The organism is Rhodothermales bacterium, assembly GCA_013002345.1.
Classification (GTDB): domain Bacteria; phylum Bacteroidota; class Rhodothermia; order Rhodothermales; family JABDKH01; genus JABDKH01.
The window spans coordinates 1-23,826 of the sequence record JABDKH010000277.1 but is presented as its reverse complement, the minus strand read 5'-3'; the positions used below and the strand labels follow the sequence as shown (position 1 = coordinate 23,826).

At 58.9% G+C, this 23,826-nt stretch carries 14 protein-coding genes; 8 read left to right on the top strand and 6 right to left on the bottom strand.

Annotation, left to right across the window (positions count from 1 at the left end):
• Positions 1–143 precede the first annotated feature (143 nt).
• The 7 genes from HKN37_13300 to HKN37_13270 all read left to right on the top strand — a co-directional run bounded on the left by HKN37_13300 (position 144) and on the right by HKN37_13270 (position 12,872).
• The gene (locus tag HKN37_13300; GenBank protein NNE47624.1) at positions 144–2,342 is read left to right on the top strand and encodes a hypothetical protein; all 2,199 of its coding nucleotides are present in this window, start codon (positions 144–146) and stop codon (positions 2,340–2,342) included.
• Positions 2,343–2,416: 74 nt separating this feature from the next.
• Complete coding sequence (locus tag HKN37_13295; protein NNE47623.1) at positions 2,417–4,594, top strand: T9SS type A sorting domain-containing protein; 2,178 nt, start codon at positions 2,417–2,419, stop codon at positions 4,592–4,594.
• 163 nt (positions 4,595–4,757) lie between these two features.
• Positions 4,758–6,389 (top strand): hypothetical protein, encoded by a 1,632-nt coding sequence (locus HKN37_13290; GenBank protein ID NNE47622.1) that lies wholly within the window; start codon positions 4,758–4,760, stop codon positions 6,387–6,389.
• Positions 6,389–9,328, top strand: a complete 2,940-nt coding sequence (locus HKN37_13285) for a TonB-dependent receptor (GenBank protein ID NNE47621.1) — start codon at positions 6,389–6,391, stop codon at positions 9,326–9,328. The genes HKN37_13290 and HKN37_13285 overlap by 1 nt, the downstream gene beginning before the upstream one ends.
• 29 nt (positions 9,329–9,357) lie before the next feature.
• Positions 9,358–10,350, top strand: coding sequence for a PorV/PorQ family protein (locus HKN37_13280; protein ID NNE47620.1), 993 nt, complete (start codon positions 9,358–9,360; stop codon positions 10,348–10,350).
• A 19-nt stretch (positions 10,351–10,369) separates the two neighbouring features.
• Entirely contained in the window at positions 10,370–11,641 is a 1,272-nt protein-coding gene (locus HKN37_13275; protein ID NNE47619.1) for a hypothetical protein, read from the top strand.
• Positions 11,634–12,872 carry a T9SS type A sorting domain-containing protein gene (locus tag HKN37_13270; GenBank protein ID NNE47618.1) on the top strand — a complete coding sequence of 413 codons (1,239 nt, stop codon included), beginning with the start codon at positions 11,634–11,636 and terminating at the stop codon, positions 12,870–12,872. The genes HKN37_13275 and HKN37_13270 overlap by 8 nt, the downstream gene beginning before the upstream one ends.
• A gap of 161 nt (positions 12,873–13,033) precedes the next feature.
• On the opposite strand, the gene HKN37_13265 is transcribed toward HKN37_13270, so the two are convergent.
• Together HKN37_13265 and HKN37_13260 are read right to left on the bottom strand one after the other, a co-directional pair.
• Positions 13,034–13,222, bottom strand: a complete 189-nt coding sequence (locus HKN37_13265) for a hypothetical protein (protein ID NNE47617.1) — start codon at positions 13,220–13,222, stop codon at positions 13,034–13,036.
• 305 nt (positions 13,223–13,527) lie between these two features.
• On the bottom strand, positions 13,528–14,058 hold the full coding sequence (locus HKN37_13260; protein ID NNE47616.1) for a hypothetical protein: 531 nt from the start codon (positions 14,056–14,058) through the stop codon (positions 13,528–13,530).
• Positions 14,059–14,301: 243 nt separating this feature from the next.
• Between HKN37_13260 and HKN37_13255 the strand changes: the two genes are divergently transcribed.
• A complete protein-coding gene (locus HKN37_13255) occupies positions 14,302–14,652 on the top strand; it encodes a DUF971 domain-containing protein (GenBank protein ID NNE47615.1) in 351 nt (116 codons plus the stop codon).
• Positions 14,653–14,655: 3 nt separating this feature from the next.
• On the opposite strand, the gene HKN37_13250 is transcribed toward HKN37_13255, so the two are convergent.
• Genes HKN37_13250 through HKN37_13235 form a run of 4 tightly spaced genes read right to left on the bottom strand, consistent with a single transcriptional unit; the run spans position 14,656 to position 23,773 of the window.
• Positions 14,656–17,322: an AAA family ATPase gene (locus HKN37_13250; GenBank protein ID NNE47614.1), complete on the bottom strand. Its 2,667-nt coding sequence runs from the start codon at positions 17,320–17,322 to the stop codon at positions 14,656–14,658.
• On the bottom strand, positions 17,322–18,566 hold the full coding sequence (locus tag HKN37_13245) for a DNA repair exonuclease (GenBank protein ID NNE47613.1): 1,245 nt from the start codon (positions 18,564–18,566) through the stop codon (positions 17,322–17,324). Before HKN37_13245 ends, HKN37_13250 begins: the two co-directional genes overlap by 1 nt.
• A gap of 54 nt (positions 18,567–18,620) precedes the next feature.
• Positions 18,621–21,833, bottom strand: a complete 3,213-nt coding sequence (locus HKN37_13240) for a UvrD-helicase domain-containing protein (protein NNE47612.1) — start codon at positions 21,831–21,833, stop codon at positions 18,621–18,623.
• Entirely contained in the window at positions 21,818–23,773 is a 1,956-nt protein-coding gene (locus HKN37_13235) for a hypothetical protein (protein ID NNE47611.1), read from the bottom strand. Before HKN37_13235 ends, HKN37_13240 begins: the two co-directional genes overlap by 16 nt.
• Positions 23,774–23,826: the final 53 nt, after the last annotated feature.

Below are 23,826 nucleotides of genomic sequence, written 5' to 3'. Positions count from 1 at the left end.
ATTCTTTGCAGAACGGCGGGCCTCATAGGCCGCGATGGGGCTTTACCTTGAGTCCTCGTCTCAGTATGTTGCGATTGCTTATCACCGCGGTATTCCGCGGACGCAATTTTCGCTCGTCCTCGCAACAGTAGACTCGGCCCCATATGCCCCCGACGATGCGCCGAGGCATCTATTTCACGCTCGCGGTCCTCATGCTTCTCTGTTCTGCGGAGATGGGGTTCGCTCAAGGTGTCCCTTTCGAGGAGGCACTCATCGACGTCGGCAACGTCGGTGTGACGGTCACGAACGCCGGTTTTGTGGGCAAGGCCAACGTACGCAACAGCCCGACCGGGCCCCCGTCGTTCGAATATCCCCTTGACTCAGGTGTTGAACACCTCTTTGAGGCGGGTCTCTGGATCGGCGCGATTCGATCCGACGGGGTCATAACGGTTCGGACCGGCGCCATCACGGCATCGACCGGATACACGCCGGGAGGCACCGGATACGAATTCGCCCAGCTGACGCCCATCCTCGAGCGATCTACGCTGCCCACGCAGGACGCATTCAATGCCCGTGCCGTCAGTCACCAGGACCTCATTGCATCCTTCGCCGATACAGCCGCCGTCCTGCCCGGGACGTTCATCGAAATGCCGGACGTTCAGGGGAGGCTCGGGGCCAAAGTCCAGATGACGACATATGCGTGGAATTTCCCGTTCACGGAGTATTTCGCCATAGTCAACATGGACATCGTCAACATCAGTGACGCGCCGTGGGACAGCGTTTACGTGGGGATGTACCACGACCTCGTTGTCCGGAACATAAACACGTCGAATGATGCCGGAGGCGCGTACTTCAACAAAAACGGACTGGGATGGGTTGACAGCCTGTACGCCTCGTACGCGTTCAACGCGGGCGGCGCGGAAGAGACGATCAATACCTATGGCGCCATTTCATTCCTCGGTGCGGAGTGGCGAGACCCGCGAACCGGGCAGAACAGGTTCTTCCACCCCAATGTCGCGTCCGACTACGTTGCCGACGGCTACGCTGCACCGTTCGTTAATTTGCGCTGGTGGCAGTTCAGTGGAGGAACGGCGGAATTCTCGCGACCCTCTGCGGACGACACGCGGTATCAACGCATGAAAGTCCCGTACCCGAATCCCGCCAGCTTCGAGACAGAAGAAGACTATCTGAACGAACTCGTCCTCTGGCGAACCAGACTTCGCACGGACGGGCAAACGTCGCAGGGAAACTGGATCGGCCTGACCCCGGTCGGCCCGTTCCCCACCGTGCTTTCCGGCGATACGCTCCAGGTGACCTTCGCACTGACGGCCGCTCTCAAGCCGGATGAGTTCCAGGGTGACTCGGGCAAGCCCATCGACACGGAAGATTCACGCCGATTGCTCATCAGCAATCTTGACTGGGCGCGCCGAACGTATGCCGGAGAAGACAACAACTTTAACGGAGTGCTCGATCCGCAGGAAGACGCAAACGAGAACGGCATTCTGGACCGCTACGTGATCCCTGAGCCGCCTCGATCTCCGAACGTGCGCGTCGCGTTCGAACAGCCATCCGGTGAGGGTCAGAGACAGACCAATCGCGTATCCGTCTACTGGGATCGGGCGGCGGAGCGATCTCTGGATCCGGTCAGCGGCGACTTCGATTTCGAGGGCTACAGGATCTATCGCAGCAAGCCGGGCGACGATCTCGGAGGGAATATCCTCGATGCCGCGGCCCTGGTCGCACAGTACGATGCCCCGGGCAATGCCACCGGCTTCAACAACGGATTCGCCGAGGTGGCGCTGGCCGAGCCCGTGACCTTTCCGGACGACACGACACAGTACTGGTACCGGTTCGATGCCGATCGGCTGCTGGGCGGTTGGCAGTATCTGTTCTCGGTGACGGCCTTTGATCGCGGGGATGCGGATGCCGGCCTTCCCTCGTTCGAATCTTCGCGCGTGGCCAATGCGGTACGCGTCTTCCCTGGCACTCCCCCGTCGACTTCTGAGGATCGAAAGGTAGGCGTGTATCCGAATCCCTACCGTGTGCAGGCTGCATGGGATGGAGGCACGTCACGGACTCGCAAGATCAATTTCTACAACCTGCCGGACAAAGCCGAAATCCGAGTGTACACGTTGGCAGGAGAGGTCGTTGCTGAACTCGATCACGACTCGGAAACGTACACTGGCGACGTGAGATGGTACGACAGTTTCTCGGCCGACAATCGTCAGCTGCCCGGCGGTGAGCATTCGTGGGACATTCTATCCGACAACAGCCTCAATATTTCCGGAGGGCTGTACCTTTACACGGTAAAGAACCGGGATTCAGGGGACGTGCAGAGAGGAAAATTCGTGATCATAAAATAACCATTTTCATGGGCATCTTACCCGCGCAGGAGCGGGACGAAATTGCTAGATCAACCAACCGTAAGGAGAACACGATGAGAAGACGATTTACAGCTTTCGCTGCGATGCTCATGATCGGTGCCATGGTGGCGCCGTGGGCTAGTGCGCAGATCACGGATGTCACGATTCGTGAAATCAATTTTATTAGCCCGGATTCGATTCAGGCACTGAATGATGCCGGCGTAACGCTCGACGACCCCCGAATCGAGAACGCCATCTTCAACGACCTGCTGCGTGATACCGTACGCGTCCGCGCCGTAGTGATGAGCGACCCGACGCTCTCCGGTCTTTCAACCCCGAACAGCGAGGGTCTTCCAAGCAGGGTTCATTTCTTCGTCCGGGACACTGCCTCGGTGACTCAGGGTAACGCAGGAATGGGATTGCAGATTGTAGATGGATCCTGGCAGGAGAACGGAGTGCTCAGCCTCCTCGTGGGTGATGTCATCGAGATCGTCGGCGTTGTCGCCCCGTTCGATGAGGTCATGCAGGTGGCGCCGGTAAGCATCACCGCACTCGGCGTATATACGGATTTTGGCCTCCCGGCCTCGATCCTGGACCCGGTTGTCATCACGACGGGTGATACGCACAAAGTCGTGGGTCAGGACAATCGCATTCAGACCAACTGGGACAATCTCGCGGATCTGCGAGGCCAGTACGTACGGATTGAGAACGCCATCGTCCAGAGACGCGATATCAGTTCAGACCGTCCGAACTGGACATTCAGTTCTGACGCAGGCGTTACGCAGGTGTACATCAGAGACCTGTCGCTGGCATACCGCAACGACAGAGACGGAGCCCAGGATGCGACGCAATTCAGAGTGTTCGAGGACGACTTCGTGCCGCCGCCACCGGGTGCCGGAATCAACATCCAGGGATTCATGTTCATGGATGATTTTGATCCGTTCGCCGTCGGTACGGACCCGGACGTCTTGATCAAAATCTCGCCGATGGAAAGGGAAGATCTCGAAATCACGGTGACACCGCCGATAGCGTCCAATCCGAGCAAGCCGGAGACCGTGTTAGGAACGGAAGACTCGGCCGTCATTACCGCCGACATAACTCCGGATCCGACGCGGACCCTCGAGTCGGTCGTGCTCTACTACTATACGTCCTCTGTGCCTGACACGATGTCGGTTGAAGGCAGTCTCTCGGGCAAGACGCAGGCGGCTGTCTACCAGTTCACGATACCTCCAGCAGCCGACGGCGATTTTGTGACCTACTGGATAATCGCCACGGACAACCTCGGGGCAGAGTCGCAACCGGTCAATGTCAGCTATCGCGTGCTTGGCAGCGGAATCACAACGATTGCGCATGTTCAGGAGACCGCCGACGGTGGTCCTGGTGCTGGCCCGTTTGCCGGGCTCACGTTGCCCATGAACATAACCGCGACCGTCGTAAGCCAGCCTGACTCGTCAGGATTATGGGCGATTCAGGATGACGAGGGACTCGCGCCCTGGAGTGGAATCCTCCTTCGCGATGGCGACACGAATGTGCAGACGTTGAAGCAGGGCGACGTGATCAATATCACGGAGGCGGAGATCGAAGAACGTTTCGACGTGACGCGACTCCGTAACATCACGATGACCGTCACAGGCACGGCTGTGCCTCCGGGTTACAAGTCCGTTCCGACGAGCGCACTGGTCGACGAGAGTGTTGCAGAGGCCCATGAAGGCATGCGGCTCAGGTTCGAAAACGTCACGATCGTCAGCATTGAGAGCTTCGGCGAATGGACGTTCTCATCGGACGGAACGGCCGAGAACGCTGTCAATGCAGACGACGCATCCGACGCATTCGGCAGCTCATTTGCTGGAGACACCTTCGCTCCCGACGACGCGGTTGCGTTTATCCAGGGTATCTGGTGGTTCTCCTTCGGCGAGTACAAGCTCGTCCCGGAGAGTTCGCTCGACATCGGTGGCATCAACGTCGCTAACGAGGAATTCGAAGTGCCTGGCGAGTTTGCGCTTGGCCAGAATTACCCGAACCCGTTCAACCCTTCAACGACGATTCAGTACAACATACCGGCAGCGTCAGTGGTCTCCGTCCAGGTATTCGACATGCTGGGCAGGAACGTTGCTACGCTCGTGGACGGCCAGGTCGCGGCAGGCACCCATACGGTGTCGTTCGATGCGCGCAACCTTGCGAGCGGCGTGTATCTCTATCGCCTCGAGGCGGCAGGAAACGTCATCAACCGTTCCATGATGTTGCTGAAATAGGGTCGAAAGACCTCGTCAAACCTTGCTGGTCGAGACGTCGATGTGCTGGTCGTGGCCTATGCCCGAAGCCGGCCATCGATGTCCCGACGGGCTCGGGATGACCTGGATACGGACCAGGAGGGGGCCCATGCGAAGGGCCTCCCTCCCACGGTCCTGTAGAGCAATGAAGACACTGAAGACACTGTCCCGCATCGCAATCCCGGTCGCACTCATGTGTCTGATCGGCGCTTGTGACAGCGACATCGCCGGAGAGAGACTGGAGAACCTCCCGCCAGAAACCGATCTGGCGGTTCGTGACTCCTCGCTCGTCGACAATCTGGAGTCCGGCGAACGTCTTACGAGCACCGTCGTCGTCTCGTGGACCGGTGATGATCCGGACGGCTTCGTTAGCTCTTTCGATCTCCGATTCTTCGCGTTCGGGGAGACACCGGCCAAGGATGACCTGTGGACCGGGACCACTGCAAACGACACACTCATCCTCCTGCCCATACCACCGGGCGAGAAATTCGCCAACGTCGTGTTTGAAGCGCGTGCGATCGACAACGAGGGACTCGTCGATCCCACTCCCGCCAGGACCGTATTCCCGATTCGCAACGCACCTCCCACGATACGTTTCAGCACGTTCGAGCTTGCACCCGACACAACTTTCGCCCTCTTCTCTTTTGCATGGGTTGCCGATGATCCGGAGGGTCCGGCCAATCTTGATCGAATAGACGTCAGTCTTAACGACAGCCTCAACTTTGTGTCGCTGCCGTCCGACGTCGAGTTCGTGACCTTTGTAGGTGACGTGGACAAGGCCGACATCGGGCAGATCGAAACGACCGCTCGCCTGTTCTTCGGCCGATCGTTCAGAGCCAGTGGCCTGGATGTACCCGGGCTCCGGCTTGGCCAGGACAACACGATTTACATTCGATCCGTCGACAAGACTGATACAACCAGTGCCGTAGAGTCCCACATGTGGCACGTAAAGAAGTCACGCGGCGATCTTCTATACGTCAACGACTATCGGAAATCCTCGTACAAGACTGTTCAGAACTTCCACGTTGCTCTGCTGCGCGACTATCTGCCTGAAGGCTATGCTATCGATTACTGGGACATCTCGACTCCCTTCGTCTCCGGTTCAGCAGGCGGTACGCCACGCTCGGGCCTGATTCCGCCGGCTCTCGATCCCACACTCAGGCAGGCGCTGGCCGACTACAATTATGTTTACTGGGTCGCGACGAGTACCACCGGCAATATTGCTGGCGACAACCTTCCATTCGTCGCAGGAGCGACCGACCTTTTCTTCGAACAGGGTGGCAAGATGATGGTGCACAGCCCGATAGCTCTTCCAGCGAATCCGGAGGATATCGTTGGAAATCCGGCGCTATTGCTCCTGCCGCTGTCAGGCCTTGTGTCGTTTCCAGACACCCTGCGACCCGCGTTGAGAATGAGCGTCAACTCACCAATTTCGCCGACGTCGGTCGTGCCGGGCCTGTCGGTGCAGCTTCCGGCCCTCAAATCCAGCGCCTTCTTCCTCAACACTCTGCCGTTCGAAGCCGAAGGAGCAAACGTCATTCCCCTGGCCGACGGCACATATTCTTACGTGACGCGCGTAGGCGGGCGGCAGGGCCCGTGGTTCGGGTCCTCCACGATTGCCTCGATCAGCGCCGACCGTCGAGTCGGACTCTTCGGGCTACCACTCGTAAACGAGCAGTCGGGTGCCCAGAACCTTGTGGGCGCGGACGGCGATGTCAATGCTCCAACCCAGGCAATACGGCTGATGTTGGAAAGCCTCGGATTTCCCCGAAGATGATGCACTCCATTCATAGCGGGTTTCTGGTAGCCACACGGCAGCTCATGCTGCTGGCGGCCCTGTTGGCTCTGGCAGGTCCGCTCGAAGCTGTCGCGCAGGGCAGTATCCGCGGAACCGTCACGGATGAGACATCGGGCGAGTCTTTGATAGGCGTGAACGTGATTGTCGTGGGGTCGGCCAAAGGAGCTGCTACGGATCTTCAGGGTCGCTATACGATTCCGTCAGTCCGGGGCGGACAGTATTCGATCAAGTTTTCCTACATCGGATTCGAGACCAAGCTGTTTACAGGAATAGCGGTTCGAGATGGAGCCGAAACGGTTCTCAATGCCACGCTCAACGAGTCGGTGCTATCGGCCGAGGATGAGATCGTCATTATTGGTGAGCGGCCCCTGCTCGACGTGGAGCAGTCGACGAGCACGTTCGCCATCACGAAGGAACAGCTGGAGGTGGCGCCGCTTCGCGACGTACAGTCCGCAGTCGCCACCCAGGTCGGTGTGATTCGTGACCCGACAGGCCTGTATATCCGTGGTGGTCGTGCGGAGGAAACCGGGTTCATGGTCGATGGCGTATCCGCAAAGGACCCCCTGGCGGGGACGGGCTTCGGTCTGGACATCGGATCCAACGCGTTCAGTGAAATCGAGGTTACGACCGGTGGCGTGGGAGCTGAGTTTGGAGACGTGACTTCTGGTGTCGTCTCTGTACAGACGCAGGACGGCTCCGACCGTTTTGCGGGCTACTTCTCTCACAAGAGAGATGGCCTCGGATTTAATAGCGATGGCCGCGCCAACTTCGGGGAGGACATCTACGAACTGAATGTCAGTGGTCCGATCGTCAAGGGCAAACTTCGTTTCTTCCTTTCGGGCCAGGTTCAGATCTCAGACGGCTTCACGCGCCAGACGGCCACGCCGGATCAGGTTCAATCGTCATTGATCGACGGCGACTTCTTCATGCCTCGTACCGGCAATCGCTGGAGCGGCATCTCAAAGCTTTCATACGATGTTCTGCCGGGGAAAAGAATCCAGGTCTCCTACCAGCGATCGCTAACGGTCAATCAGAACACCCGGATGTTGCAGGTCACTGGTAACGACGCCGTCGTAACGCCTGGATTCCAGTACGCGTTTGTTCTGGACCCGGATAATGCGAACACCTATACGCACGACAATATCATCGGCTATGTAAAGTGGTCTCACGTACTCAACGACCAGTCGTTCTACGACGTCCAGGTCAGCCGGCTTTTCACGAAACTTCGTTCGGACGCCAACGGCCGACCGTGGAGGCCGCTGAGTGTTGATACCGAGCTCGATCCCGAGAGTATTGTCACATATCCGGCCAATATCTTCGTCGGCGAAGACGGTCAACCGGTCAATCCCAATGCGCTGTTTGTGCTCCCCGGTCCGGGTCTAGTAAACAACGGGGGAATAGCGACACGATTCCACGATCACTTCGCGGAGGAGTACACGCTGCACGGTACGTACACTCGTTTTTCTGTCTCCAAGAACCACCGAACGACCGCCGGCATCGACGCCAAATTCAACGACTACCAGTGGATCGATGTGATACGACCGTGGGTCGGTGCACCGATCGGTGACGACGAAAGTGCGACGCAGACGAATCGTCTTGGTGAAAGCTCCGATATCTGGAGGGTAAAGCCGCGGCGTGGTGCACTGTTCGCCACACACCAGATTCGCTACCGGGGCCTGATCGCTAACGCGGGAGCACGACTGGAATACTGGGCGCCCGGCAAGTACGTCGATGACCTGATCGACGATGAGCGCGCTCCCATCCTGGACGGTATCCGGGAAGCTTACCGCAACGACACGTTCAAGCTGTTCGGACTTCGATACAAACTGCGACTGCTCCCGAAGATCAGAGTCTCCTTCCCCATCCAGGAGAACAGAGTCCTGTTCTTCAACTATGGACACTCGACGAAAGTCCCGCATCCAACGTTCGTCTACACCGGACTGGATCCGTTCTTTCAGGATCGGAGTTTCTTTGCGGACCTCGGCAATCCCAACCTTGACCCCGAGGTCGACATCTCATACGAGCTCGGGCTGCGCAATCAGTTCTCGAGCAACGATGTGTTGAACGTAGCAGCGTTCTGGCGCGACAAGTTCGACTTCATCACGGTCGAGAGTGTGATCATCAAGGATCCGACGGGACGGGAGACTACGCGAGCATTCAGAGTGAACGGTGATTTTGCGCGCGTCCGCGGCATCGAGGCGAGCTATCTGAAGCGCATCGGAAAGTGGTTTCAGGGGCAGGTGTCAGGGTCATTCTCAAAAGCAACCGGTTTGAGTTCGACGAATAACGATGCGCTCGCTCAGTTTCTGGCGCGCGGTGACATTGACAACACCTTCGAGACACCTCTGGCGTGGGATCGACCGATCGACTTGAAGGTGAACACGACGTTTTCGCATGACAGCGATCGGCCGCTGTTCGGGATCCCTGGCCTGAATCGGCTGAAGCTGTACGTGGCTGGCACGTTCCGTAGCGGCCAGAGATATACGCCGGTCGAATTCAAGGGCCGCGAGGTAAATCCGTTTACGGGAGAGCAGGACTGGAGACCGATCTACGAACGAAGCCAGGATCCTGCCGACCGGTTCTCCGAGATTGGAGATCCGTGGCTCTGGTTCGATCTGAACCTTCAGCGCAGGATAGATATCTGGGGCGGAGACCTGACGATCTCGCTTGAGGTAACAAATCTCTTTGACCAGAAGAATTCGATCATTGTCAATCCGGTTACGGGAACAGCCTATCCGGATGTTGACCCGTCGACGACAGACTTTGCTGCCTTGAGAGATGACCCGTCGTTCGATGTCGGCGCAGGCACCCGCGATCCGAGATACGAGGATCCCACTTCCGGCGGTCTTCCTCCCTTCAATCCCGCCCGCTTCCTTCCCCAGCGTCACCTGATGCTTGGGCTTTCATATCGATTCTAGTGACGAGACCAGCCAGACATATCTCAATCGTGGCCGTCCTTGCGCTGGCGGCGATATGCGTGTCGGACGCGACTGCTCAGATACTCCCGTCCTTCGGCGGCGACCGTGCGGGAACGTCGGGTTTCCAGTTTTTGAAGATCGCTGTCGACGGCAGGTCGGCGGCAATGGGCGAGACGGTGGTAGCAAATGCGAGCGATGCGTCGGCTCTGTTCTGGAACCCCGCCCTCGCGGCCAAGACAGAGTTCTTCCAGTTGAGCGCGAGCCACACCGCCTATTTCACCGATGTGAACATGGAGTTTCTTGCGGCAACTTTCAAACCGAAGGGCAGCAATTTCGCCATCGGTGCCAGCGTACAGACGTTGAGTTCGGGTGAGATGGATGTGACGACCGAGTTCCAGCCTTTCGGGACCGGGGAGACATTCACGTTCCGTGACCTGGCAGCCGGACTGACGTTTTCACAGAGCCTTACCGACCTGTTCAGTTACGGCGTCACGGCCAAATATGTCAGAGAGAGTAGCGCCGGTATTTCGACCAGCACGGTGCTCTTTGATCTGGGCATCTATTACGCGGTTGGAAATACGGGAGCCGCGATGGGTGTGGCGGTGCGGAACTTTGGTCTCGACGGAACACCGTCCGGTGAAATCGATCGCGTTGTGATAGGCAGCCCCGTGCCGGTCGTGGAGGACAAATTCGATAGCATCACGCCGCCAACGACGTTCCTCCTTGGTTTTTCGTATGAGCTTTTGCGCGGACAGGAGGCGAACGACCTGATTGTCTCGGCCCAGTTGAATAACCCGAACGACAACGCTGAGAATTGGAACGTGGGCGTCGAGTACATCTGGAATCAGATCCTGGTGCTGCGCGCAGGATATCGGTTCGGAATCGAGGAGTATGACATTCCGAGTTTTGGCGCCGGAATCAACATCCCGTATTTCGGACGGGATCTCAGGTTTGACTACGGATTCAGTCGCCTAACCAGACTCGGCACCGTCCATCGTGTAGGCTTGAACGTTTCACTTTGAGTTGGAAGAACGCAACGACATGGCAATGACGATACGCCGGACAAGACATGGACGGATCCGCTATGTGGCGGCTGCTGCCCTTGCGCTTGTTGTACTCGCAGGTTGCGATGCGATCTTCGGCTCGAAATCAGATGACACGACCGAAGAGATCTTCGACGCCGGAAGATCGGAGCCGGGCCTCTTCAATGAGGTGGAGTACGTGGCGCTCGTCCCGTTCTTTTCGACAGGCGGCGACGGGATGCCGCTCGTCGAACCCAGCGATATCTATTTCGGATACGACGAGTTGATCTATGTGACGGACAGCAGAGGGCTGCACGTCCTCGACCGAGCCGGGCGGCCCGCCAACTTCATCTCCATACCGGGAGGAGCCACATCGGTAGTCCAGGACCGCAAGCTCAACGTGTATGTCACCGCGAAGCGAGACACATTCCTGAACGGACGCACGTGGACTTTGCCGGTTGTAGCGCGATACGCGGGCGTAACGACGGGGCTGCCCCGACTGGACCTCCGCCTCTGGCACCCGTTCGACGACGACTCGCGAAAGTTCAGTCTTCCGGACCCGCTCGACACCGACGAGGGGGTAGCATTCACCGGCGTCGCGATCCTGTTCAACAACAACATCTATGTATCGCGGCGTGGACCGGTCAACAACGAACGAAGTGTCATCTTGCCGCATAACGCTGTCCTGGAGTTCACGTTCGACGGTATCAATACGCAGTCACTGCCTTTGAATCCGCTTCGAGACGGTCTCCGGAGTTCGCTGAATCCCGCGGACGTCATGACGTTCGTGCAACCGCCGCAGCGTGATTTCTTTGCGGACAGCAAGAACCTTGTCGTCGTCCAGGAAGCCAATCCAGGACAACGGCTTCGGTTCAATGTGCTTTCCATTCTCGCGGTCGTGACCCCCGACGGCATTTCATATGAGCCCGACACGCGAAAACTGCAGGTGGTTGGCGACACGACTCGCGGAGACGGATTTCTGTACGAGGAGTTCAAGTTTGAACGACCATCGGATGTTGCGTTTGCAGGCGACAACACCCAGTACTGGTTCGTTGTCGATGCGGCGAAGGACAGTTTGTTTGTTTTCACGACCGGTGGCGTTGAGGGTGTGGCTCCCCCGGCAGGGGCCCGCAGTACAAAACCGGTCGTCGTCTCGTTCGGCGGAACGGGCAGCGGCTCGCGCCAGTTCAATTCCCCGGAGGGTGTCGCGTACGGTGATCGAATTGTCTACGTAGCGGACACCGGCAACAACCGCATTTCGAGATTTCGACTAAACACAGATTTTGAGTAGCCAGCCCCACGATCTGCCCCAGCGGCGCCGCATCTCCCGGCTGGTAATTCTGTGTATCACGATTCTTCTGGCGACTGCGACCGCAATCGCGAGCGCAGCTCAGACGGTACCCGACAAGGGCACGGAAGCAGCTTTTGAGTTCGCCACCTGGAACATTGAGCAGTTCGGGAATACCGGCGGCGGGCCGTCCAACGAGGCGCGTCAGCTAACGAATGCGGCGACGATCATTCGCGAATCCCAGATCGACCTGTGGGCCGTGCAGGAGATCGCCGATGAGTCTGCCTTCAACGATCTTGTGAACGAGGTGGGAGCGGGATACGAGGGGCGTCTTGCGCCAACGCCTTCCAGTCTTCGAGTGGGCTACATCTTCAAGTCCGACATTGTTAGCGCGTTGTCTGTCCAGGAAATACTGACGCAATTCGATTCTGATTTCGCCGGCAGACCTCCGTTTCTTCTCCGGGCCAGGATCAGTCTGCCCGACACCGCCATGACGGTCACTTTCATTACGATTCACATGAAAGCCTTCGATGACCAGTCATCCTACGAAAGACGGGTTCGTGCCTCGGGCTATCTCAAAAATCACATCGATTTTTCCAGTCTCTTTGACGATCCTGTAGTCATCCTGGGTGACTACAACGATCTTCTTGAGGGATCCATCCGCGGCGGCCTTCCGTCACCGTACGCGAACTTCGTAAGCGATGAGGCCGGCTATCTAACCGTGACCCGCACATTTCACGACGACAACACGAACACGTGGTGCGGCAACGACAACTCATGTCGGAGTGGATCTCCTATCGACCACATCGTGATTACCAACGAGGTCTTTCCGGTGTTCAAGTCAGGCAGTCAGGCTCCGCTGAATGAGTTGCTGTCGGACCCCGCTTATGTCTTCACAACGTCCGACCATCTGCCCGTCATGGGACGCCTGGCCCGACCCTCCCCGGTTGGGATTGACGTGCCGGCTGTTCCCCGGCGCGGATCGCAAGAGACCGCCCTGTACCCAAATCCGGTGCATTCCGGAGGGCAGCTGACTCTCCGGGCCGACGATCCGGTCGCTCTGCTGATCGAGGTGTTTGATGTGCTTGGTCGGAGGCGATATGCCAGATTGTCTCTTCAATCAGGCGGGACTCACATCCTTCCAACCGACGAACTCGGCAGCGGTGTTTATTTCGTGCGGACAACGTCCAGTAGCGGGACGTCGCACGTTCTAAAACTCATTGTCACGCGCTGAGTCTGGTGCGATCGTCGAGTAGCGTGGCTGCGAATTCGCGGCCCAGCCGCTTCGAACAAATCCCTGGCACCATTCTGAGTAAAGAAAGAAGCCCCGACCGAACAATCGGCCGGGGCTTCACAACACCCGTCATAGCACAAGGTGGACTCTATTCGGATTGACTAGTTGTCGGTCGTCTTCTGGTTGTACTCGAACCAGATCAGCATGGCGTCAACGTGTTTTCCGAACGGGCATCCCGCTTCTCGATATTCGTCGAGAGCCGTCCTGAAAAAGGTCGACAGAAAGCGGCGCAAGTGCGGTGAATTGCCACGTTGCGTACTACTCTCGTGGCCATAGTTCTCGTTGGTCATGCTTATCTCGTCTGGGTCTGCGCGACAACTGATGGTGTTATCGGCGAGACGAGGTATTTCTATAGGTCCGAAGACCAGTCGAAAAACGGCATTTGAGATGCCGGAGGGGCGCGTGAGCGCCAGGCAGGGCGATTTCGAGGGCATTGACATTCGGGAGCCGGGAACGACGGGAAAGGACCTCGTAGCCTCTGCCCTGCGCCGAATTTAGCGGCAAAAGAGTGCGGCGCACCGTCATGTCAGAGACAATCCAGTGCGCCGCAGCAAGTCGCTGAAGGGGGGCCAGCGACTATTCAGTTCCGGTCAGACTAGTCAGCCAGGTGCAAGAAGGCCTTGACCGCCTCGTAGTCCGTCAGGTCGATGCCGGCCTTGGACATGGGGAATCCGTCGATCACAACCGCCTTCATCTCCCGATCCGGCATGTCTTCCAGACTCACGCCTTCTGCGGATGCCTCGTAGAAGACCTCCAGAAAGCCGTCGTCGTATCCGTATCCGAACGTCACGAGGAAATCCACAGCTTGGATGTCAGGATTATCGAATCCGAAGGTGTAGGGCAGCGCAGTCCATGTCCCCTGCTCGCGAAAGAACACAAGAACAGCTCCTTCGTCGACGACGCTCGGCGTGATACCGGGAACGTCAAACTGAGCAGACGCTACCTTGCCGTTGATGATGGCATCCGCCATCGTGAAGTCGAAGTTCAGAGAGAAGACGTTTGCGTTGCCGTCCCGTCCGTCCAGCCCGCGCGGCCCAGGAGGCCCTTGCTCAACTATCGTTGATTCACAGCCCACCATGAGGACCATCGCGAGCGCGCCCAGTATACTTGTTATTGCAGTGCGCATGATGTTCACCTTTCTTTGATTCACGTTGATCGCAGTCCCGGCGTTAGTCCTGTGTACACCCATTACAAATCGCAGTCCACGAGCCGACCTGCATGCGTAACGCGTGTTTCAGCCTCAAAAGGAACGAATAACACCTTCAGTCGTGTCTACTATTGTGGTCGGTCCCGGTCAGGTACCGGGTCGTTACGTCATGTTCGAACGACCGCATCAGCTTGAACACAAACCGTAATTTCGCAGCACCGCATGCGCCAACACCCGACCGCCCGCCGTGTCGTCATCGATTCCGAAGCCCAGGACCTGACGATCACCTGGAGCGACGACCACGAAACCGTCTTTCCGCTTGACGGATTGAGGCGAGCCTGTCCGTGCGCGACGTGCGTGGGGCACGAGAACATGGGTCGGCTCCCCGATCCCGAGATATTCCAGCTTCCTGGCTTGATGAGATGGGAGAATCTGAGGCTTGAGCCGGTCGGCAACTATGCGCTGCGCCTTGCATGGGACGACGGTCACAACACCGGCATCTACACGTGGGAGAGGCTCAGGTCGATGTGTCCCTGCGAAGAGTGCACGGCACGGAGCGCCGCGATCGAGTGACGATCACAGTCTCACGATGTGGGCGTCGGCCAGATGCACCACCTCATCGGCAAGCCATTCGTGACAGGTGAAGAACACGATCTGGCGGGATTCGGACAGCTCAGATAGAAGCGCGCAGGCCGCCCGACGGCGTGTCGCATCCCAGTTGACCAGCACCTCGTCAAGAAACATCGGCAGACGGTCCCCGCTCGAGTCCAGGTGGTCGGCGAGACCGATGCGCAGCGACAGGTAGATCTGGTCCAGCGTGCCTCTGCTGAGCGGCTCGCCCACCGGGACTCGCCGGCCGGAGTCCGCTTCCAGAATTGATAGTGAGCCATCCTCTTCGTTGACCTCGATGTTGCTGTAGCGCTTGCTCGTCAGGCGCCCCACGATGGTGGAGGCACGTCGGATCACATCGGGTTGGTGGCGGTCGCGGAACCGGGCATCGGCATTACGGATGATCCCGGCCAACAACATGAGACGGTCCCTGTCGGTTCGAAGCTGCTCAAACTCCGCCTCTATCATTGACACTTCGCTCTCGACATCAGCTACCGTCTTCTGTTCGAGCAGGGAGTTCATGCGCGTCTGCTGTCGCGCTTTCTCCGCGTGGTACTGCTGCAGTGCGCGGGACACCTCCTCGAGGTCGGCATCCACGTCTGGTTGATCGTCACGCATCGACGGTAGCTCGCCCTTCGCCTCGTCGATCTCAGCCGTGATGGACACCAGTTCGGGATAGCCCATCTCCAGTTCTTCCCGGATGGCAGTGACCCGCTCAGCGGCCCGCATCCTGTTGGTCGCCCGTTCAATCCCGGCCAGAACGTCTCCTCCACCTACCTCTGCGAGGCGCACCTTCAGGTCGGTCTGCTTGTGGTTGAGATCCGCCTGTCGCGAGAGCAGCTCGCCCAGCTTCTCGCGTCGTTGAGGCAGACTCCTTTCGGCTTCCTCTGCGGCCACCGTGCGCCTCTCAATCTCTTGCAATCGGTCGAACAGTCGCCCCATCTGCACTTCGGGCACTTCATCCGCGACGATGCCGGCCGTCACGAGCAGTTCCGACAACGTTCGCGTCTCCTCCGCCAATTTCGTTTTCAGCAGATCGGCCGCCGCCTGCTCGGCTTCAATCTCATTGAGTATGGACTGCAGTGTCTGAATGTCGCCAACCAGTTCGACGTCAGGATCTGATTTCCGGACCGACCCCAGAGGAAGGTCAGCGAGTATGTTGTGTACCAGTCCGCGAGCCTGCTGCGCTGCTGCGGAAGCTGCTGCGTCGGCCTGCGAGTGACCATCCACGCTTTGGGTTGGACTCGCCAACGACTGGAGGACAAAACCGGCTCCCACGGCTGCGACCGCGATGGCCGGTCCCCAGACGACCGGCTCTCCCAGCACGACGCCGACCACCCCGATGATCAGCCCCACAATTAACACGGCCCACCAGACCGGGCCTGATGCCGTAGATGGCCGGAGGGCCACACCCTCGAGACGGGCTCGTACGCGTTCCAGCTCGTCTCTCGACCTTGCGTATCGGCGCAGTGCCTCCCGCAGATCCGGAATGGAGATCGCACGAACGGCGGGTTCGATATCTGTCGTGCCGGGATCCGGCACCAGGCGTGCCACAGCCTCGTCCTGCCGCACTGCGAGACGCTTCAGCTTGCTCTCTATCTCGTCGACCTGAAGCCTGCGCTGTGTGAACAGAGCCAGTCGCGAATGCCACGTACGAATCTGCGGTGCGAGTGCACCGACCTGCATGTCTGCTTCGGATAAGGAGTTGGCCATCGCTTCCCGGGTTCGAATCTCGTCCTGAAGCGCGGTCACTTCGGCGTCGACGTCCTGTAGCGCGAGCTGGATGCCCTCGAGGTGTTTCTTCGGATCGGCCGGAATGCACTTGAGTTCTTCGAGATTGCCGGCGACGCCCGCAAGGTGCTCGATGCGATCGAGGCGCGCCTTGACAGGAAGCAGCCGCTCCAGTCTATTTTTCGTCGACCTGAGTTCGCGTCCCTTCTCGTCCGTCTCAAGAATCTGCTGGCTGATCTGGAGGACCTGTCGGCTCAGCGTTCGAATTGTGGCATCTCGTTCGCGAGCCTCGCGCGCCTCACGGCGCAGTTCGCGCAGTTGATCACGAAGACCCTGCGCCCGGGTCTTCCCGCGGCGATCCGAGCGCCACAGCTTTCTGGCTTCGGTCTCGATCTCCTCGATCACCTCCCTGCTGATCCTGAGGGTGTCGAGGTTAAGACCACCAAGCAACCGATCCTGAATCGAGTTCCAGGCCCGCCCCGACACCTGCACCATATCCTGCAGGGAGAGCGCATAGACTGCCTCGAACACCTCTCTTGACACATCGCCCGTGATGCGCAACGGACGGTTGCGAATGGACTCACGAGTGCCAAACAATCCCTCTGAACCAACCGAGAGTACGCCCTTCGGCGTGCTTTTCAGATGACGTTCGACGGTACACAACGAGTTGCCGGATCGGAACACCATCGTACCGCCGATGCGTCCGCCTTGCGCTGGTCGATACGGATGCTTGCGCGCATCCGCCGGAATGAAGCCGTACAACATCGTCGCCATGAACTCGAACACCGTCGACTTCCCGGCTTCGTTCGGGCCGAGAATCACGACCAGCGGATGGCCGAGGTTGTCGATGGAGTACTTCTCAAACTGGCCGAAGCCCTCGATATCACAGCTCCGAATCTGCATCAAATGACGCCTCCATCGGTCAGGAGCCGCCGGGCCGCCTCATCCTCAATGCCGGTCAAAAGCTCTTTCAGGTACTGGAGGCGCTCCGGCTCCGTCCCCACGGCGCGGCCGGGCGGATCTGGCGCCAGTTTCAGCAGCGCCGACGGATCACTTCGCAGTTCGTCGATCAGCGCCAGGGTCTCTCCCAACAGGTGGGGTTGGCCGCGATGCGCGTTGATATCAATCGGTGACACAAGCTTCTCGGTCCTGATCTCCACGGCCATTACGGAAAGCGCGTCGGCGACCAGCTCCTCCAGTTCTTCCCGCCGATCGGTATCCCTCAGATCCGGCTCCAGTGGGCATGGACCCTGCATGTCGAGCACGACAATCCAGTCGTCCGCCGCACTCTGTCGGCGGATGGCCTCGAACTCGTCGCGGACACGGGTCTCGAGTTCCGAAGCGTTGGAGATGGAAGACAGATCTTCCGGCGAGAGATGGTACCACTCAACCGGCGACAGCGGCACAAACTCTGTCAGTGCCGGCTTTCCGCGCTCGACCCTTGCCACGATAGCACCACGGGGGCCCGTCTCTCTTGGATTGCGCCCCACAATGTTGCCGGGATACCATGCGTTCGCCTGGTCATCGACCTGCTGCCGCGTATGCACATGCCCCAGGGCCCAGTAATCATACCCGGGTTTCCTCAGATCGTCTACCTCACACGGCGCGTAGCGGTCATGAAGCTCCGTTGATGCCGCGGACGTTACGATTGTATGAGCCAGGCCTACCCAGGGTGTGGCACCGGACGAGGTCGGAAAGCGGGTGATCAGATTCTGTTCCTCGCGAGCGGTCTCGTGACCGGCGCCGACCACGTACCCGACGGGATTGCCTGTCTTCGACCGGATCTGGACGGCTTCGGGCTCTGCTGTGCGGAACACATGGAAGCCGTCCGGCCACTCCATGCCTGCTGCCCGGGTGCGCATCGATGCCGGATCATGGTTGCCGGTTGCGTAGAATCCCGGAATGCCAGCATCCACGAGCCGATGTATCTGCTCGAAGATCAGCCGTTCAGATGTGAAGCTGAGCAGCTCGCCGTCAAACAGATCACCCGCGATGAGGACCGCATCGACCCGCTCGCCGATGGCAAGATCAATGGCGCGGACGAGCGCGGTGCGGATGCTCTCCCGCAGCCGCTGACGAACCGTTGCCGATCGACTGGCAAAGATCGTGTCGAGGTGCACATCGGCTAGATGGAGAATCTTGAGCATTAAACTAAATGAGTTGACGGTAGCGGACTGGCTGACGTGCCCTGCCTGATGCAGTTACGACATCATGCTGACAAACCTGCCCTGCTCGCTCAGCCACAGCCCTGCATCGATCACTTCTTCCCCGATGATGTGGGTCCATGCATCGGAGTAACTTTTTAGCTGATCGCCATAGTGAGCCATCAGGGCCTCGACATCCTTCTCAGTTTGAGTATGGTGAGTCTTGAAGTCTACGATTCTCCACCCCGCGGCGTTGCGGAACACGAGATCGATTGTGCCGCGAATGATGTTAGCCGAATCGCCGTCAATCGGGTAGGCGAAAGGGACCTCGGAATACACTTCAGGTGCCTCCATAAGTTCTCGCCACAGGTCGGAATCACGAAGCATTTGCAGTTCCTTCAGTACCTGTTTCGACTGAGCACGAAGACTGTATGAGTCGGCGATCGATTCAACGTATGCCTTCTCGTTGGCCGGCAGCACGCCGTTGATGGCCGCCTCGACTACCTCGTGCAGAAGGGTGCCGTAGTCGGCACCACGTCCGCCGATAGCAAGGTCCTCGAGCGATTCCGCAGGATCCTGACCCGTGACGGACTGAATCGTGTAGCCTGGCTTCGACAGTGCGTCCCATTGAGCCTTGATTCCGGCCAGATGCTCCGTGACATCTGCGACGGATTCGGCACGCAAGCGTTTCCCGCTGCCAGGCTTCGCCGACGCCTCGGTGACCGATGCGAGTGTGGGATACAGACGACTCCACGGACCTTTGTCACTCGACGGATACTGACAGACTACCAGTTGTTCGCGGGCCCTTGTGGCAGCAACGTATGTCAGCCTGAGCCCCTCCGCTTCTTCATACCGCTCTTCGTCCTCTACCGCCTCATCCCATCCGAGTGGCTCGGCAATCACCTCGCCCCAGCTCCCGGACCGGCTGACCGATACCACCATCGACAGCATGTCCACGTCGTCACTGCGCGAAACGTGCTGGGAGACTGAATGCGAGTGCGACTCGTAGGCGTCGGCAAGGATTACGACGTCGGCCTCCAGCCCTTTCGCCTGATGGAGATTCATGATCCTGACGACGTCCTGCCTGCCGACGTCGAGCGTCATCTGCTCGTACTGGTAGTACCTGTCGGAGATGACCGCGCGGAGCTCGTTGACGACTTCGCTCCACGTGATCCCGTCTGATTCCCATTTTCGAACCAGTGACAGGACGCGCAACAGGTTTCCGACCCGCGTCGAACCGCTTTCTCGTGCTGCCGCAGATGCGAGCAGCCCGACACGATCCATGATTCGTTCGAATGCCGTGGCAACCGGATACTGCATGAGGTCGTCGCGAGCCCGGCTCAATGCATCGAACGCTGCCCGAAGCGGTGTTTCAACGTCTGGCGGCAATCCATCCGGAACGGCTCGGGTGCTCCGGAATCTCCCTCCGGCCACGCGAAAAGCATACAGGTCATCGTCGCCAAGACCGACTAGCGGTCCGCGCAAATAGGAGAGCATCGCAACTTCGTCTGCCGGACGACGAATCGCCTCCATCATATTCACAAGCGCCGCCAACTCCTCCGACATCCCCAGGGAGTCACCGCCCACAATGTCGTATGGAATCCCGCGCGCCTCCAGTGCCGCGGCGTATGTCGTCAGATATTTCCGACGACGCGTGAGCACCATAAATGCCCCGGCGTTTCTTGTCGGAACGCGGCCCTCCGATGCACTGGTTTCACTCTCGATCAAGTCTGCGATCCGGCCCGCCTCATTTGCCACAATTGCAGCTTCGTCGTTCCTACCAATCTTGTCCGTTGTAATCTTGAATACACGATCGGCCGAGGAAGTCGACGTGCGGGCTGCATGGAGTGCGTCGTACGACGCCTGATATCGCGGGTCCTGGGCTTCAAAGAGCGGCGCAAATGCTTCGTTGAGCCACTCGCACAACGAGTTCTCAGAGCGAAAACTGGACTTAAGCCTGACCGTCCGACCGCCGGACTCCAGAATCTGTTCACGCACCTGCCGGAACACTTCGATGTCCGCCCGGCGAAAACGATAGATGGACTGCTTCTCATCACCCACGACAAACAGACGCCCTGGGATTGGCAGCAACTTGCGCCAGTCGGTCTCGGCAGTGTCAGAACCGACGAGATACGAAATGATCTCGGCCTGAAGCGGATCGGTATCCTGAAACTCATCAACAAAGAAAGCTTCGAACTTGCCCTGAAAGAAGCGGCGTGCGCCGGACGAGTCCCTCAATAACCTCGCAGAGAGTACCAGAAGATCGTGGAAGGTGACAAGTCCGTTAGCACGGCGGTGGGCTGCAAAGCGGCCGACCAGATCGTCCATCAAGGGCGCGATGATTCCGTAGACGTACTGTCGCCACTCCGTCAGGGCCGGATCAACGACGTGCTCGGCGAGACCAGCCACGATCTCGTTCTTCACCGTGCTCGCCACGTTCTTGTCAGGCCAGCGCTTCAGCGTGATGCCCTTCAGGCCCCTGCGGTACACCTTCAACAGCTCCGCCTGGTCAGCAAGCCCATGGACTCCGCGGTGCCTCTTTATGTGATTGGCGAGATCCAGCTGATCGAGGAACGTGTCCCTGTCGTCAGGAATCTTTCCACCGAGTAAATCCATGACCGCGTCCACGGCTTGCTGTACCTGATCGAGCGCCGTGGACAGGTCCGGCTCCTCTTTTCGCGCCGGGCCCAGTGCGAGATCCGAGTTCTCGGACCGCGTGACAAAGAAGTCATACAGATCGCGAACATCCACGCCTAGTTCGGACAGTTGGGCAATTCGAGGATCTCCGTCAGCATAAAGTCTCTGAAGCTCCTCGTTCCAGTAGTGTCGCCACAGTATGGTGACGTCGTGTTCGTCGACTTCGGTGAAGTCAGGCCTCAGGCCTACGTCCAGTGGTCGCTCCCTGAGCATGCGGGCGCAGAACGCGTGGATGGTCCCGATGAACGCGCGGTCAATCCTTCGAAGCGCGTCACGTGCGACCGGGCTCGTCTCCGCGGCGTCTCGCAGCCTTTCGGCGAACCGTGCACGCATTTCGCCCGCCGCCATCCGCGTGAAGGTAATCGCGACCAGGGAATCGACGTTGACCTTACCGGCCACCACGCCGGCCACCATCCGTCGAATTAGCGACTCTGTCTTTCCCGTACCGGCACTGGCTACGACCACGATGTTCGTGTCGAGATCTTCCTCAATGATGCGCCTTTCCTCTGCATCCGGAAGCTCGTGCTCGTCCAGCCAGGTGACGATTTGTGATGTATCTACAGGGTCAGCCATTGTTGCAGATCATTCAGTACTTCGCCCGGTACAGACGATTCCATGGCCGCGTCAAGCATATCCCGGTCGCGGCGTTCTTTCTCACAAACCGTCCGGAAATCACAGAACCGACAGGGAGAGACCTTTTTGTCAATGCGTTGGTAATGCAGGAACGCACCGTGCTCGGCCATCGAAAGCAGCGGACCGAGACGTCGAGCGAGCTCGTCGCGGCCCGGAACGGCCTGCGCAATTCGTCTGCCACTCTCCCGCTCACTGACAAAGAAGTATCCGGAGCGGTCCACGTCGAGGTGAGTCGGCAGGCCATTGATCAACTCCTGATATGCCAGCGCGTAGAGCGCCCACTGAAGCTTCTCACCGTCGAACAGGTCTGATCGCGAGAAGGGCGCCGCCGAGCCGGTCTTGTAATCCCAGATGACAAAACCATTTCGAGTGACATCCACCCGGTCGATGCTTCCACGAAGCGAGATGTTGAGGCCATCGCCAAGTTCCAGCACCACTGGACTCGGATATCGCGGCGATCCATCGGAATAGCCGAAGCGAAGCTCAAACTCCAGCGCCTGCACGTAGTCAGACGCGGAGTCGGCGGCGAGGAAAACATCCATCGTACGCTTCAGACGACCGACGTCGGCCCGGTACGACAATTCGGTTTCCGGCGGGATTCGTTTTCGCGCTTCCGATGCCGCCAATTCGACGAGGGCGTGCATGTCATTCCGGTCGCGTTCGAGATCGGGACGGTCGCCCTGGTCCTTGTGCTGCTTCATGAAATCGCACAGCATCTCGTGAACGACGCTGCCGAAGTCGCGGGGGTTCAGCCATCGGTGATCGTCGTCGTCCGCATCGTCAAGGGGTCTCACTCTGAGGACGTCGCTCAGGAAATACCTGTAGGGACACGACGCGATTCGCTCGAGTCGCGACGCCGACAGAACCTCACCGTTCGTGAGCGACAGTTCGGGCCGTGCTTGACCGAGGTATCCGTCGAAGCGCGTGATCCCGGGCGACAATCTATGACGTTGCGCTTCCGCTCCAGCCGCGACGAGTGGATAACGCTGCAGTAGCGCCTCGCCGACACGGTCGACATCTCGCTGGGCGATCCAGATTTCGCTTTCGGTCATGGCTTCCGGCAGCGTGAATGACGGCGCGTACCTGGGTGGATTCTCCATGTCGAGATCTTCCCGGCATTGCGCAACAACCGACGACGCGTATCGCTCTCGGCCGTCGATCAGGTCGAAGCGATTGGCAACGAGCGTCGCCTTGCCGGGGATCGAGCCGAGAAATCGCAGCAACTGCCAGACTCTCTCTCCGGGCCGATTCTGATTCTCTCCCAGTTCAGGCGAGATTTCACGACGATCGTGATCGGGAATGAGAGGATCCTCGGTCGCGCCACCTGGAAACATTCCTTCGTCCAGGCCGACGACAAATGTTACGGGTCGCCCCGAGTAGCCTGCTCTCGAGACCGGCACCGCATATAGATGACCCTCCTGCGCAGCCGAGATACCCACACGGTGACGACGCATCAGGCTTGCCAGCATCTCAGCAACTTCTGCGGGCTGACCATCCAATTCGATATCCGAAAGCGCGTACAGCCGATCCAGGATGGACTCGAGCGCGCGCGCGTCCGTGTCGCTGCCACTTCGGAAGAACGTCTTCAGGAAGCGAATGGTCGCTTCGGCCAGATCGGCGACCGTCGAATGACGTTCGGGCACGAGGTCCAGGATTCTTTTTACCTCTGCCTCATGATGGTCGACCCGCTCGAGCCGATCCGTGATCGCCGTCGTGTGGGAAGTGGTTCTCAGGCGGTCCCGTACCGCCACGCGCTCGCGTTCAAAGGCCGCGACGTGCTCTTCCCTGCCCTTGCGTGCCCGTCTCGACTGCAGGATCTCCGCAAGTTCCTGTGCCGTCGCTTTTGATCCACGGATGGAGATCAATCGAGACCTGAGCATGTGGATCAATACCGGGGCGTCCAGATCCCGGGCCACCCAGCGCAAGAAGCCGC

Bases quoted from the DNA above. Each gene is read 5' to 3' on its own strand.
- HKN37_13285 (NNE47621.1), top strand. From the start codon at position 6,389: ATGCACTCCATTCATAGCGGGTTTCTGGTAGCCACACGGCAGCTCATG.
- HKN37_13245 (NNE47613.1), bottom strand. From the start codon at position 18,566: ATGCTCAAGATTCTCCATCTAGCCGATGTGCACCTCGACACGATCTTT.
- HKN37_13265 (NNE47617.1), bottom strand. From the start codon at position 13,222: ATGACCAACGAGAACTATGGCCACGAGAGTAGTACGCAACGTGGCAAT.
- HKN37_13255 (NNE47615.1), top strand. From the start codon at position 14,302: ATGCGCCAACACCCGACCGCCCGCCGTGTCGTCATCGATTCCGAAGCC.
- HKN37_13235 (NNE47611.1), bottom strand. From the start codon at position 23,773: ATGCTCAGGTCTCGATTGATCTCCATCCGTGGATCAAAAGCGACGGCA.
- HKN37_13260 (NNE47616.1), bottom strand. From the start codon at position 14,058: ATGCGCACTGCAATAACAAGTATACTGGGCGCGCTCGCGATGGTCCTC.
- HKN37_13275 (NNE47619.1), top strand. From the start codon at position 10,370: ATGGCAATGACGATACGCCGGACAAGACATGGACGGATCCGCTATGTG.
- HKN37_13300 (NNE47624.1), top strand. From the start codon at position 144: ATGCCCCCGACGATGCGCCGAGGCATCTATTTCACGCTCGCGGTCCTC.
- HKN37_13290 (NNE47622.1), top strand. From the start codon at position 4,758: ATGAAGACACTGAAGACACTGTCCCGCATCGCAATCCCGGTCGCACTC.
- HKN37_13295 (NNE47623.1), top strand. From the start codon at position 2,417: ATGAGAAGACGATTTACAGCTTTCGCTGCGATGCTCATGATCGGTGCC.
- HKN37_13240 (NNE47612.1), bottom strand. From the start codon at position 21,833: ATGGCTGACCCTGTAGATACATCACAAATCGTCACCTGGCTGGACGAG.
- HKN37_13250 (NNE47614.1), bottom strand. From the start codon at position 17,322: ATGCAGATTCGGAGCTGTGATATCGAGGGCTTCGGCCAGTTTGAGAAG.